Here is a 13,385-nt window from a genome sequence, read left to right as displayed (position 1 = left end):
GCATGCGTCCAGCCCGCGCCCTTATCGACCTTCAGGCCTTGCGCCACAACTACCAACTGGCGCGCGACACCGCTGGCGCCAAGGCGCTTGCTGTTATCAAGGCGGACGCCTACGGCCACGGCGCGGTGCAGGTTGCGCAGGCGCTGGAATCCGAGGCCGATGGTTTTGCCGTGGCGTGCATTGAAGAAGCGCTGGAGCTGCGTCAGGCCGGGATCAAAGCCCCGATTCTGCTGCTGGAGGGTTTTTTCGAGGCCGACGAACTGGCGCTGATCGTCGAGCATGATTTCTGGTGCGTGGTGCATTCCCTCTGGCAGCTCGATGCCATCGAGCAAACCGCCCTCGGCAAGCCGCTGAACGTGTGGCTGAAGATGGATTCGGGCATGCACCGCGTTGGCATTCACCCGGCGGATTTTCAGGCGGCCCATCAGCGGCTGCTGAACAGCGGCAAGGCCGCGAAGATTGTCTTGATGACCCACTTCGCCCGCGCCGACGAACTCGACAGCGCGCGCACCGATGAGCAAGTAGCCATTTTTCAATCGGCCCGTGCCGGTCTGACCGCCGAACTCAGCCTGCGCAATTCCCCAGCCGTCATGGGCTGGCCCAGCGTGCCGAGTGACTGGGTGCGTCCGGGCATCATGCTCTACGGCGCGACGCCGTTTGATCAGCCGCAATCGGTCGCCGATCGTTTGCAGCCGGTCATGACCCTGGAATCCCGCGTCATCTGCGTGCGTGACCTGCCCGTCGGTGAGCCAGTGGGCTACGGCGGTACATTCGTCGCCGAGCGAAACATGCGCATCGGTGTGGTCGCGATGGGCTATGCCGACGGCTATCCGCGGCAGGCGCCTACCGGTACCCCCGTGATGGTCGACGGTCAGCGCAGCCAGTTGCTCGGGCGTGTGTCGATGGACATGCTCTGTGTCGACCTCACCGACGTGCCGGGCGCAGGGCTGGGCAGCCGCGTCGAGCTGTGGGGCAAGAACATCCACATCAGCGACCTTGCGTCCAGCGCGGGCATGATTCCGTACCAGATTCTGTGCAATCTGAAACGCGTGCCAAGGCTCTATTCCAAGGCCTGACGGCCGCTCGCCAATCCTCGGCAAATCACCCCTTCGCGGCCTGTGATGGCCGCCAGTCCCTTTGCTGATCCGGCCATGGGCTCAAGTGTTGTAAATACTGAACGCTGTTGCCATGATGGCGGCCACTTGACCCAACTTGATCATCAGGAGGACTCCCGCATTGGACGTCGGTGAACGACTGCAATCCATTCGTAAACTCAAAGGTCTGTCCCAGCGTGAACTCGCCAAACGAGCGGGCGTGACCAACAGCACCATCTCCATGATCGAGAAGAACAGCGTCAGCCCCTCGATCAGCTCCCTGCGCAAGGTGCTGGGCGGCATACCGATGTCCATGGTGGAGTTCTTTTCCGAAGAGCTCGAACCCGAAAATCCGACCCAAGTGGTCTATAAAGCCAGCGAACTGATCGATATCTCGGACGGTGCCGTGACCATGAAACTGGTCGGCAAATCCCATCCGAGCCGCGCCATTGCGTTCCTTTCCGAAGTCTACCCGCCGGGTGCCGACACTGGCGTCGAGATGCTCGTGCACGAGGGCGAGGAGACCGGGATTCTGGTCGAGGGCCGTCTTGAGCTGGTGGTCGGTCTGGACACCTACGTGCTCGAAGAGGGCGACAGTTACTACTTCGAAAGCTCCCGACCCCATCGCTTTCGCAACCCGTTCGACGTTCCTGCGCGACTCATCAGCGCGGCCACGCCGGCGAATTTCTGATCAGCGACATGATTAACCGAAAACTGATCTTCATCGGGCTGGCCGTCTTGCTCTTCGCCGACACTGCTGACGCGACCATGCGCTGCGGCACGGCGCTTATCAGTCTGGGGGACACCGCCGACGTGGTCCGCCAGAAGTGCGGGGCGCCCGACAGCAGTGCTGATCAAATGCCCGCGCTCAGGAGCAACGGCGTCCCGAAGCTTGGTACTGCTAAAGTCAGCTTATGGGTGTATGGCCCTCGCAACGGCGCAAAACAACACCTGCGGTTCATCGAGGACAAGTTGGTGGAAATCGAGACGAAGCGGGATTGAGTGGCCGCGTGACAGTCGTTTTTTAAGGGCGCAAGCCGCGCAGTGCAGCAAATCCCCTGAAGGCCCGGTCCAACCGCTATCAAATAACAAAATCAGGAGAGGCCGGATGCCGCATTCCTGCTCGATCGAGCAAGCTGTCGATCACGTGTTGGCTGAATTGCCGGCACACATCCATATGGGTATGCCGCTGGGGTTGGGCAAGCCCAATCGCTTCGCCAACGCGTTGTACGCCCGAATCAAATCGCTGCCCGATCGGCATCTGACTATCTACACCGCGCTGTGCCTCGGGCGACCGGATGGCGGCGATGGTTTGCAGGGACGTTTTCTCGAACCCTTTCTGGAGCGCGTCTTCGACGATTACCCTGAACTGGATTTCCTCACCGATCTGCGCCGGGACGACCTCCCGCCCAACATTCACGTTCAGCAGTTCTTCATGCAGCCCGGCAGCCTGTTGGGCAGTGTCGAAGCGCAGCAGGATTACGTCAGCAGCAATTACAGCCACGCTGCGCGGGACATCAACGCCAATGGTCTGAATCTGATCGCGCAACTGATCGCCCGCGACTCCCAACGGCCCGATTACCTCAGCCTGAGCTGCAACCCCGACATCACCCTCGACCTGTTGCCCATGGTGGAAAAACGCCGTGGGTTGGGCGAGCGCATTCTGATACTCGGCCACGTCCACGCGGATCTGCCCTACATGCAGGGCGGTGCCGAGGTCAGCGCCGACACCTTCGACCTGCTGATCGAGCATGAAGAGCGCAGCACGCTGTTCTCGACGCCGAACATGCCGGTCGGTGTTCAGGATCATTTCATTGGCTTGTATGCGAGCACGCTGGTGCGCGATGGCGGCACGCTGCAGATCGGCATCGGCTCGATGGGCGACGCCCTGACCGCCGCCTTGCTTGCGCGCCAGGCCGATAACGAAACCTATCGCGCGTGCCTGGCCGAGCTGGACGGCATTTCCACCTGGAAGCCGTTGATCGAGGCGCAAGGCGGGGTGATGCCCTTCGCCACCGGGCTTTATGGCTGCAGCGAAATGCTGGTCAACGGGCTGCTGGTGCTGCTGGACGCGGGGATCATCCGCCGCAAGGTTTACGCCGACGTCGAGCTGCAGCAAATGGCCAACGACGGGGTTCTGGACGAATCGATTTATAGCGACGGCGTGTTGATTCACGGCGGCTTCTTTCTCGGGCCGCGCAGCTTCTACGAGCGGCTGCGGGAATTCACGCCGGCGCAGATCGCGCAGATCAACATGACTGCGATCAGTTACATCAACGAGCTATACGGCGACGAGACGCTCAAGCGCCTGCAACGGCGGGATGCGCGATTCATCAACAGTTGCTTCACCGTGACGTTGCTGGGCGCAGCGGTCTCCGATCAACTGGCCGATGGCCGTGTGGTCAGCGGTGTGGGCGGGCAGTACAACTTCGTCGCTCAGGGCCATGCGCTGGAAGGCGCACGTTCCGTGCTGATTCTGCGCAGCTGGCGTGAGTCGGGTGGAGAGGTCAATTCCAATATCGTCTGGGACTATGCGCACACGACGATCCCGAGGCATCTGCGCGATATCGTCGTCACTGAATATGGCATCGCCGACCTGCGCGGCAAAACCGACGCGGCGGTGATCGAGGCGCTGCTCAACATCAGCGATTCACGCTTCCAGCCGGGCCTGATCGATCAGGCGCAAAAAGCCGGCAAGCTGCCGAAGGATTTCCGCCTTGATCCGCTGTTCAGCCAGAACACGCCCGAGCGGCTGAAGGACATCCGCGACCAGTTCCCGTCGCTGTTCATCGAGTACCCGCTGGGCAGCGATTTTACGGCCGAGGAGCGCGATCTCCTGCGCGCGCTCAACTGGTTGAAAAGCAAGTTCAAGCTCACGGAAATCATCGAGCTGGGCAAGGCCACGCTGGAAGCGCCTGACGCGAGCGCCTATCCGGAGCACTTGCAGCGCATGGGCCTCGATCATCCGCAGGGGTTGCGAGAAGAGCTGTATCAGCGGCTGGTGCTGGCGGGGTTGCAGGCGACGGCTTAGGCCCGATGTTTCCCACGTTTACTGTGGCATCCGTTCAGCCGAGGGTTTTGATCACCAGTAGCACGGCAGCAAAGAAGCCGCTGACCGCAAACAGCTGCTGCAACCGCGGGCCGGCGAGGTAACGGCTGACCTGTCTGCCGACTACCAGTCCGGCGACGGCCCCTGCGGCGAACGGCAGTCCCACAGTCCAATGCATCGCGCCGCTGATGGTGGCGGTGATCACGCTGCCGGTCGAGACCAGGGCGATCACCGCCAGCGACGTGGCGACGATGCTCTTCATCTCAAGGTCGGTGTATCGGGTCAATGCCGGCACGATGACGAAGCCGCCACCCACACCGAGCAATCCTGACAACAGCCCGGCCAATGCACCGGTCGCCGCCAGTGACCGAGCGCAAGGCAGGGTCCAGCGCAGCCGGCCCACCAGCGGATTGACTACGCAGGGCCTGAATGCCCCACGATCCGGCGGCTTGCCGTGACGCAGTTCGTGAGCGGCTTTGCGGTAGATCCGCCCGCACACATAAAACAGAATCAGCGCAAACCCCAACGCCAGCGGCGCATTGGGCAGCTGGTGCGCCAGCCACAGCCCTACCGGCGACAGCGCGATGCCAATGATTGCGATGAAAATGGCCGCACGGTAACGGACGATACCTTGGCGCAGCCCAAGCGCTGCACCGACGGCCGAAGCCAGGCCGACCGCCAAAAGGCCCACCGGCGCGGCTTCGATCATCGTCAGGCCCAGCCCGAAAACCAGCAGCGGCACCGCAAGAATGCCGCCACCGGCGCCCGTCAATCCCAATACCGCGCCAATGATCGTACCGAGGCCGGCTCCGATCAGTTCGTGTTCATTCATCGTAAGTGAGCAAGCTCCGTGGGGGCTGTCAGGAGGTAGCTGTTCAGGGTGAGCGCGCCTGATCGGCGCGCTCGGCAGGGTTTACAGCGCATTGATCGGGACCTTCAGGTAGCGGACGCCGTTGTCCTCCGCTTCCGGCAGGTTGCCGCCGCGCATGTTGATTTGCACCGAAGGCAGGATCAGCATCGGCATGTCGAGGGTGGCATCGCGCTTCTCGCGCATCTCGACGAAAGCGTCCTCGTCGATGCCTTCGCGCACATGGATGTTGCTGGCGCGTTGCTCGGCGACGGTGGTCATGAACATCAGCTCACGGCCATTGGGCAGGTAGTCGTGGCACATGAACAGACGCGTCTGTGGCGGCAGGCCGAGAATTCGGCCGACCGAGCGATACAGCGTGCGCGCATCGGCGCCGGGGAAGTCGCAACGGGCGGTGCCGTAGTCGGGCATGAACAGCGTATCGCCGACAAACGCCACGGCTTCATCGCCTGCTTCAATCACGTACGTCATGCACGCCGGGGTGTGTCCGGGGGTGTGCATGGCTCTGGCCTGCAGCGTGCCGATCTGAAAGTGCGCGTCATCTTCCAGCAACCGGTCGAACTGGCTGCCGTCGCGGGCAAAGTCGCCTTTGGCGTTGAACAGCGTGCCGAAGACTTTCTGCACGCGAGTGATGTGGCTGCCAATGGCGACGGTGCCGCCGAGCTGTTCTTTCAGGTAAGCCGCTGCCGAAACGTGATCGGCGTGGACGTGGGTTTCCAGAATCCACTGCACCGACACGCCCAGCTCGCGAACCCTCTCGATCAGCTTGTCGGCGGACTGCGTGCTGGTGCGCCCGGATTTCGGGTCGTAATCCAGCACGCTGTCGATCAGCGCGGCTTGAAGCGTAGAGCGGTCAATGACCAGGTAACTGATGGTCGAGGTCTGCGGATCGAAGAACGCCTCTACGCTCAGTTTTTCGCCAATTTCCATAACGTGTCTCCTGTTCTACTGACCGCAAGAAATCTGTGGGAGTCGAGCTTGCTCGCGAAGGGGCCGGTACATTCACAGTGACCTCAGCGCCTGACAGTCTGTCTTCGTGAGCACGCTCACTCCCACGGGGTTACGCGTTTGCAGGGCCAAAGCGCGGCGTCAGCTGCATCACCCCAGAGGTGAATCCGGATCAAACGAACGTCACAACGCCATCTTTCAACGACTGTACGCGCGCCAGTGACTCTACACGATAGCCCTGGCCGTCCAGTTCAGCGCGGCCGCCCTGGAACGACTTCTCGATCACGATACCCAGGCCGGCGACGGTAGCGCCCGCTTGCTTGATGATCGAGATCAGCGCCTGGGACGCCTTACCGTTGGCCAGGAAGTCGTCGATGATCAACACCCGATCGCTGCTGTTCAGGTGACGGGTAGAAATGGCGATGGTGCTTTCGGTCTGCTTGGTGAACGAATACACCGACGCGGAAAACATGTTCTCGGTGAGGGTAAGCGACTGATGCTTGCGCGCGAAGATCACCGGGATACCCATCTTCAGACCGGTCATGACGGCAGGGGCGATGCCGGAAGCCTCGATGGTGACGATCTTGGTAATGCCGGAGCCCGCGAACAGCGCGGCGAATTCGTCACCGATCTGCTGCATCAGCACCGGGTCGATCTGATGGTTTAGAAACGCGTCGACCTTCAATACCTGATCGGAAAGCACGATGCCTTCTTCGCGAATTTTCTTGTGCAGTGCTTCCACGTGGGTGGTCCTCAGAGCGCGATGTGCGCGAAATGAACGTTATCTTTTCAGCATGGCGCGTATGTCCGCCAGGGCTGTATTGCCGCGTACGGCTTTGACTTCGACTGGCGTGTCATCGTTGCCTTCCCAGGCGAGATCGTCCGGCGGCAGTTCGTCGAGGAACCGGCTCGGCAGGCAATCGATGATTTCGCCGTACTGTTTGCGTTTTGCGGCGAAGGTGAACGCCAGCGTCTGCCGCGCGCGGGTGATGCCCACGTAGGCCAGGCGGCGTTCTTCTTCGATGGTGTCGGCCTCGATGCTGGAGCGGTGCGGGAGGATTTCCTCTTCCATGCCCATGATGAACACGTACGGAAACTCCAGCCCCTTGGAGGCGTGCAGGGTCATCATCTGCACGCCTTCGGCACCGTCTTCCTCTTCCTGCTGACGTTCGAGCATGTCGCGCAGGACCAGCTTGCCGATGGCCTCCTCGATGGTCATGCCGCCTTCTTCGTCTTTCTCCAGCGTGTTCTTCAGCGCCTCGATCAGGAACCACACGTTGCCCATGCGGTAGTCGGCGGCCTTGTCGCTGGAGCTGTTCTGACGAATCCAGTTTTCGTAATCGATGTCCATGACCATGCTGCGCAAGGCGGCGATCGGGTCCTGCGTCGCGCATTGCTGGCGCACGCCGTCCATCCAGTGCTTGAAGCGTCTGAGGCGATCGGTGAAGCGGGCGTCCAGATGTTCGCCCAGGCCGATCTCGTCGGTGGCGGCGTACATCGACACCTTGCGCTCGGTCGAGTAGTTGCCCAGCTTTTCAAGGGTGGTCGAGCCGATTTCCCGGCGCGGCACGTTGATCACGCGCAGGAAGGCGTTGTCGTCATCCGGGTTCACCAGCAAGCGGAAGTAGGCCATCAGGTCTTTCACTTCCTGACGTCCAAAGAAGCTGTTGCCCCCGGACAGCCGATACGGAATCTGATGGTGCTGCAGCTTCAGCTCGATCAGCTTGGCCTGATAGTTACCACGATAGAGGATCGCGAAGTCGCTGTACGGCCGGTCGGTGCGCAGGTGCAGGCTGAGGATTTCGATGGCCACGCGCTCGGCTTCGGCGTCTTCGTTCTTGCAGCGAATCACGCGGATTTCATCGCCGTGACCCATCTCGCTCCAGAGTTGTTTCTCGAACGCGTGAGGGTTGTTGGCGATCAGCACGTTGGCGCAGCGCAATATGCGGCTGGTGGAGCGGTAGTTCTGCTCCAGCATCACCACTTTCAACGACGGGTAATCGTCCTTGAGCAGCATCAGGTTTTCCGGCCGCGCGCCGCGCCAGGCGTAGATCGACTGGTCGTCGTCGCCCACAACGGTGAACTGGCAGCGCGTGCCGATGAGCATCTTCACCAGCAGGTACTGGCTGGCGTTGGTGTCCTGGTATTCGTCGACGAGCAGGTAGCGCACCTTGTGCTGCCACTTTTCCAGAATGTCGGCGTGCTCTTCGAACAGCTTCACCGGCAACAGAATCAGGTCGTCGAAATCCACCGCGTTGTACGCCTTCAGCGTGCGCTGGTAGTGGCTGTAGACGATGGCGGCGGTCTGCTCCTTGGGGTTGCGCGAATTGGCGAGGGCTTCGGGCGGCAGGATCAGTTCGTTTTTCCAGGCGCCGATCATGTTCTTGATCTCGTCGACGCCGTCGTCGCCCGAGTATTCCTTTTGCATGATGTCGGTCATCAGCGCTTTGACGTCGGTCTCGTCAAAGATCGAGAACCCAGGCTTGTAGCCCAGCCGGGCGTGCTCCTTGCGGATGATGTTCAGGCCCAGGTTGTGGAACGTCGAGACGGTCAGGCCGCGCCCCTCGCCAGCGCGCAAAAGGGTACCGACGCGCTCTTTCATCTCCCGCGCCGCCTTGTTGGTAAAGGTCATGGCGACGATGTACTGGGCACGGATGCCGCAGTTCTGGATGAGGTGGGCAATCTTGCGTGTGATCACGCTGGTCTTGCCGGAGCCAGCGCCGGCGAGCACCAAAAGAGGGCCGCCGACGTAGTTCACGGCTTCCTGTTGCCGGGGATTGAGTCGGGACATGGGGAAAAATGGGGTCGCCTGGAAAAGGGCGGGCATTTTAACAGGGTCAGCGGATTGTGCAGCCACCGTCCGACACTGTGATGCGCCGCGCTATCTATATTTCGCCGTTTTGTTACATTTGCGTATTGCGGATGATTCTCGCGTTTGACGACCCTCATTCGGGGGTGCGCCAAGGTCTTTACGTTTGTGTGGGGAGTTAGCTTGTCTACGCCTGTCGAACCCTTGCGCTTGCTGCTTCTGGCGGACACGCCCGAATGGCCGGCATCGTTGCGCGAGTGCCTGGCGCCGCTCGGAGACGCCGCTGTCCTTGACTGCGCGCCGAGCTGGGACGCTGTCAGCAATCAAACCGACTTCTCCACCTCCGGAATACTCTTTACCACCGAAGCCCTTCAGCCCGCCGCCGGCCAATGCCACTGGCCCACTGTATTGCTTTTCGACACCGAACCGGACGAAGAGCCCGTTGGTGTCAGCGACTGGCTGGTGCGCGACGCCCTCACAACGCAGGCGCTGCGCCGCTGTCTGCGTCACGTGCGCGAACGGGGCGTTCTGGAGACCACGCTCAATCGCCTCGCCGAGCAGGACCCTCTTACCGGCATCGCCAACCGTCAGGGCTTTCAGACCCTGTTGGCCGCCCGACTTGCCGAGTTCGACGGCCGCGGCCTGGCGCTGGGGCATCTGGACCTGGACAACTTCCGACGCGCCAATGACGCGCTAGGCCATCAGGCGGGCGATCGACTGATCCTGCAAGTGGTGGCGCGGCTGAAAGGCCAGCTGGAGGCGTGCGATCAACTGGCGCGACTGGGCAGCGATGAATTTGCCCTGCTGATCGACACACGACGCGCCCCCGAGCGCGCCGAATCCATCGCCGAGCGCATCACCGAAGCCTTGTCCGAACCGTATTGGGTCGATGGGGAAAGCCTGTTGATTGGTTGCAGCCTTGGTATCGCTTACGCCCGCCTCAACGGCGGCGCCGATCCGTTGATGTGGCACGCGCACATCGCCATGCAGCAGGCCAAGGGCACTCAGGGCTGTACCTTTCACGTCTTCAACGAACGCATCAACCGAAACGCGCGCAGCCTCGCCGATCTGGAAAGCGAACTGCGCCGTGCTTTGCGTCGCGATGAGCTGGAGCTGCATTACCAGCCACGCCTGTGCCTGAATACCGGGCACATTCTGGGGCTCGAGGCATTGGTGCGTTGGCGCCACGCTGAGCGTGGGTTGTTGCCGCCGAGTGAGTTCGTGCCGCTGGCTGAGCAAAGCGGGTTGATCGTGCCGCTGGGTTATTGGGTGATTGCCCGTGCCCTGCGCGACATGCAGGCCCTGCGCGAGAAAGGCGTGCCGCCGCTGCACATGGCGATCAACCTGTCATTCCGCCAGTTTCAGGACAACCAGTTGCTCGCGACACTCAGCCGGTTGATCGCTGATCGGGGTATCGATGCGCAATGGCTGGAATTCGAATTGACCGAGACGGCCGTCATGCGCCGCAGCGATCTAGTCAAACAGACCATGGATGCGCTGGGACGGCTGGGTGTGCGCTTCTCGCTGGACGATTTCGGCACCGGGTTCTCGTCCTTCGTGCACCTCAACAGCTTGCCGATCACACTGCTGAAGATCGACAAGAGCTTCGTCGGTGAAATGGAGCAGCGTGAGGAAAACCGCAAGCTGGTCCACGCGATGATCAACCTGGCCCACAACCTCAGCCTGGAAGTGGTAGCCGAAGGCGTTGAAACCCCTGAGCAACTGGCCTTGCTGCGTAGCTTCAACTGCGATCAGGCCCAGGGTTTTTTGATCAGTCACCCGCTGGCCTTGCCGGAGCTGATGGATTATCTGGCGATGGGCCAGAGCAAAGGTATTGCGCTGCAGAGCCAGTGAGCGGCGGCTCGTTCTTTGAACGCACCTCGGAGTGATTCTGTAGGAGTGAGCTTGCTCGCGAATGCATGGGGTCAGCCGACATGGATGTCACAGACCCACCGCCTTCGCGACCGTCGTAACCTCCGATTGCTCCTACAGTTGGGTTTGTGACCGCCCCGGATTGTGAATACCCGCAGAGGCCTATCCCATCACCACAACCCCCGTCGCCTCCTTGCGCAGCAGCCTCGCGGTCTTGCGCTCGAATGCCCAGGTCAGTGCGACCGCGGAGCAGAGCAGGCCGATCGCTAATCCCCACCACACGCCCACCGCGCCCTGGTTCGCCAGAAATCCGAGGCCCCAGGCCAGCGGCGCGCCGACCACCCAATAGCTCGCCAGTCCGATCAGGAACGTGGTTTTTGCGTCCTTGAACCCCCGGATCGCGCCCATGGCGATGGTCTGCGTGCCGTCGAGAATCTCGAACCAGGCAGCGATGGCCAGCAGCCTCACCGCCAGCTCGACCACGCCCTGGTATTTCGGATCGTTGAGGTCCACGAACAAACCGATGACGGCGTGGGGCGCAACCCAGAACAGAATGCCGAACGAAAGCATCAGCAGCCCGCCGAAGCCAATCCCCATGCGTCCGGCAGTGCGCGCCAGCAGCAGGTTTCCGGCCCCGTAGTGCAGACCGATGCGCATGGTCACCGCGTAGGAAATCCCGACCGGGACCATGAACGCCATCGACACCGATTGCAGAGCGATCTGGTGCGCTGCCATCTGGGTGCTGCCCATGGCGCCCATGCAGAATGCCGCAAAGGTGAACAGCCCGACTTCCACCGCATACGTGCCACCGATGGGCAGGCCCAGACGCCACAGCTCTTTCAGGCAACTGCGCGAGAGTTTCATGAGTTCTTTGTGAAGGGGATACGCCGCGTAGGCGCTGTGATAACGAATGTGCAGCGCGAGGGCCAGGGCCATGGCGTTGGTGACAATGGCCGTGACCAGACCAATGCCCATCAGGCCCCAGTGCGGCAGGCCGAACAGCCCGTGGATAAAGGCGTAATTGAGCCCGAAGTTCAGCGCCACGCCCACCAGACTGATCACCATTACCGGGGTCGCACGCCCCAATGCACTGGTGAAACCGCGCAGCGCCATGAAGCTCAACAGGCCGGGCAGCGCCAATGGCAAGGTGATCAGAAATTCGCTGGCCATGTGGACGTTGGCTTCGACCTGACCAAATTGCAGCAGGATCGGCTCGAGGTTCCATAGGATCAGCGCAGCAACCAAGGCCATGCCCCACGCCAGCCACAAACCGGCCTGGGTCAGGCGGGTGACGCCGGCGTGATCATTCGCGCCCTTGCGGATCGCGACCAAGGTGCCGACGGCGGCCATGACCCCCACGCAGAAGAACGACACGAAGTTGTAGCTCGCCGCCCCCAGCCCGCCACCGGCGAGGGATTCCGGGCCCAGCTTGCCCATCATCACAGTGTCGGTGAATACCATCAGCATGTGCGCCATCTGCGAAGCAATCAGCGGCCCGGCCAGACGCAGGATGATCCACAGTTCTTTGAAGGCGTGCTGGTGCATGGTCTTTGCGCTCGGGTGGCGGGTGTTGGCAGGCCGGTCATTGTGGGGATTCAAGTGAGGATGCACAAAGGGATAAATCCGATCACTCGCATGAGTAAAACTCATCCTGGGGTTTTCTGCGGTAGAGTGGCCTCGGTCGCCGTCCAGCCTGAGGAATCCTCGCCGATGTCTCGCACTCTTCCGCCTCTGTATGCCCTGCGCGCGTTTGAAGCCGCTGCGCGACACAGCTCGTTCACGCGCGCCGCTGAAGAGCTGTCGATCACCCAGAGCGCAGTCAGTCGGCATATCCGCACGCTGGAAGAGCACTTTGCCTGCCGTCTGTTTCGCCGCAATGGTCGCAATTTGCAGCTCACCGAAGCCGCGCGTGAATTGCTGCCGGGCGTGCGGGAAGGCTTTTCAGCGCTGGAGCGAGCGTGCAGCGCGTTGATGGCGGAGGAGGGCATCTTGCGCATGAAGGCCCCATCGACCCTGACCATGCGCTGGTTGCTGGCGCGGCTGAGTCGTTTTCGCCATCTGCAGGTGGGCAACGAAGTCCAGCTGACCAGCGCCTGGATGGACATCGACAGCGTCGACTTCACCCAGGAGCCGTTCGATTGCGCGGTGTTGCTCAGCCATGGGCATTTCCCGCCGGAGTGGGAGGCAACGTACCTGTTCCCGGAATGGCTGATTCCCGTGGGCGCGCCGACGCTGCTGGATGACGCGCCGTGGGACGCCGAGCGACTGGCCGGCGCCGAGCTGTTGCACCCTACGCCCGACCGCCGCGACTGGCGCCGATGGCTGGAGCGCATGGACTTGTCTGAGCGGGTCTCGCTCAAGGGAGGGCAGGTGTTCGACACGCTGGAGCTGGGCATGATTGCGGCGGCTAGGGGTTACGGCGTTTCCATGGGCGATCTGCTGATGGTGGCGGAGGACGTCGCTCAGGGCCGGCTCAGCCTGCCGTGGCGCACGGCGGTGGTCAGCGGCGAAAACTACTACCTCGTCTGGCCCAAGACCCGCCCTGGCGGCGAGCGTCTGCGGCGCCTGAGCGACTTCTTGCAAGGCGAAGTGCAGGCGATGGAATTGCCTGACGTGACGATTCTGGAATGAGTCGTAAAGCGCACCCCGACCGAAAGCGGACGCAGGACAGCCAAAAAGGGAATTAATTCCGTCCTGAAGCGACGTAGGACTCAAGTTTTTTGTCTGTCGGCCGAAGGTGTATTG

The 13,385-nt window shown here is 61.7% G+C and carries 11 protein-coding genes; 6 read left to right on the top strand and 5 right to left on the bottom strand.

The window, feature by feature from the left end; translation table 11 throughout:
* Positions 1 to 2: 2 nt before the first annotated feature.
* The 4 genes from alr to ABEH28_RS07425 all read left to right on the top strand — a co-directional run bounded on the left by alr (position 3) and on the right by ABEH28_RS07425 (position 4,125).
* The gene (alr, locus tag ABEH28_RS07440) at positions 3 to 1,076 is read left to right on the top strand and encodes an alanine racemase (protein WP_346629518.1); all 1,074 of its coding nucleotides are present in this window, start codon (positions 3 to 5) and stop codon (positions 1,074 to 1,076) included.
* A gap of 160 nt (positions 1,077 to 1,236) precedes the next feature.
* A complete protein-coding gene (locus ABEH28_RS07435) occupies positions 1,237 to 1,785 on the top strand; it encodes a cupin domain-containing protein (protein WP_037016647.1) in 549 nt (182 codons plus the stop codon).
* An 8-nt stretch (positions 1,786 to 1,793) separates the two neighbouring features.
* Positions 1,794 to 2,096: a DUF2845 domain-containing protein gene (locus ABEH28_RS07430; RefSeq protein WP_346629517.1), complete on the top strand. Its 303-nt coding sequence runs from the start codon at positions 1,794 to 1,796 to the stop codon at positions 2,094 to 2,096.
* Between the two features lie 106 nt (positions 2,097 to 2,202).
* Positions 2,203 to 4,125: an acetyl-CoA hydrolase/transferase C-terminal domain-containing protein gene (locus ABEH28_RS07425; protein WP_346629516.1), complete on the top strand. Its 1,923-nt coding sequence runs from the start codon at positions 2,203 to 2,205 to the stop codon at positions 4,123 to 4,125.
* Between the two features lie 34 nt (positions 4,126 to 4,159).
* Here ABEH28_RS07425 and ABEH28_RS07420 read toward each other — a convergent pair whose 3' ends face one another.
* The 4 genes from ABEH28_RS07420 to rep all read right to left on the bottom strand — a co-directional run bounded on the left by ABEH28_RS07420 (position 4,160) and on the right by rep (position 8,750).
* A complete protein-coding gene (locus tag ABEH28_RS07420; RefSeq protein WP_282365369.1) occupies positions 4,160 to 4,975 on the bottom strand; it encodes a sulfite exporter TauE/SafE family protein in 816 nt (271 codons plus the stop codon).
* An 81-nt stretch (positions 4,976 to 5,056) separates the two neighbouring features.
* A complete protein-coding gene (locus tag ABEH28_RS07415; RefSeq protein ID WP_346627412.1) occupies positions 5,057 to 5,941 on the bottom strand; it encodes an MBL fold metallo-hydrolase in 885 nt (294 codons plus the stop codon).
* A gap of 190 nt (positions 5,942 to 6,131) precedes the next feature.
* Entirely contained in the window at positions 6,132 to 6,701 is a 570-nt protein-coding gene (locus tag ABEH28_RS07410) for a xanthine phosphoribosyltransferase (protein ID WP_122534147.1), read from the bottom strand.
* A 39-nt stretch (positions 6,702 to 6,740) separates the two neighbouring features.
* Positions 6,741 to 8,750 carry a DNA helicase Rep gene (gene rep, locus ABEH28_RS07405; RefSeq protein ID WP_122534146.1) on the bottom strand — a complete coding sequence of 670 codons (2,010 nt, stop codon included), beginning with the start codon at positions 8,748 to 8,750 and terminating at the stop codon, positions 6,741 to 6,743.
* Between the two features lie 201 nt (positions 8,751 to 8,951).
* Here rep and ABEH28_RS07400 point away from each other — a divergent pair, with 201 nt between their 5' ends.
* A complete protein-coding gene (locus ABEH28_RS07400; protein WP_346629515.1) occupies positions 8,952 to 10,622 on the top strand; it encodes a bifunctional diguanylate cyclase/phosphodiesterase in 1,671 nt (556 codons plus the stop codon).
* A gap of 180 nt (positions 10,623 to 10,802) precedes the next feature.
* Here ABEH28_RS07400 and ABEH28_RS07395 read toward each other — a convergent pair whose 3' ends face one another.
* A complete protein-coding gene (locus tag ABEH28_RS07395) occupies positions 10,803 to 12,185 on the bottom strand; it encodes a NorM family multidrug efflux MATE transporter (protein WP_346629514.1) in 1,383 nt (460 codons plus the stop codon).
* Between the two features lie 165 nt (positions 12,186 to 12,350).
* On the opposite strand from ABEH28_RS07395, the gene ABEH28_RS07390 reads away from it, so the two are divergent.
* Complete coding sequence (locus ABEH28_RS07390) at positions 12,351 to 13,271, top strand: LysR substrate-binding domain-containing protein (protein ID WP_346629513.1); 921 nt, start codon at positions 12,351 to 12,353, stop codon at positions 13,269 to 13,271.
* Positions 13,272 to 13,385 lie beyond the last annotated feature (114 nt).

The sequence above is a fragment of the Pseudomonas sp. Ps21-P2 genome, assembly GCF_039672565.1.
Taxonomy (GTDB): Bacteria; Pseudomonadota; Gammaproteobacteria; order Pseudomonadales; family Pseudomonadaceae; genus Aquipseudomonas.
Note: the sequence above shows the minus strand (reverse complement) of the source record. Positions and strands in the feature narration are given on the sequence as shown.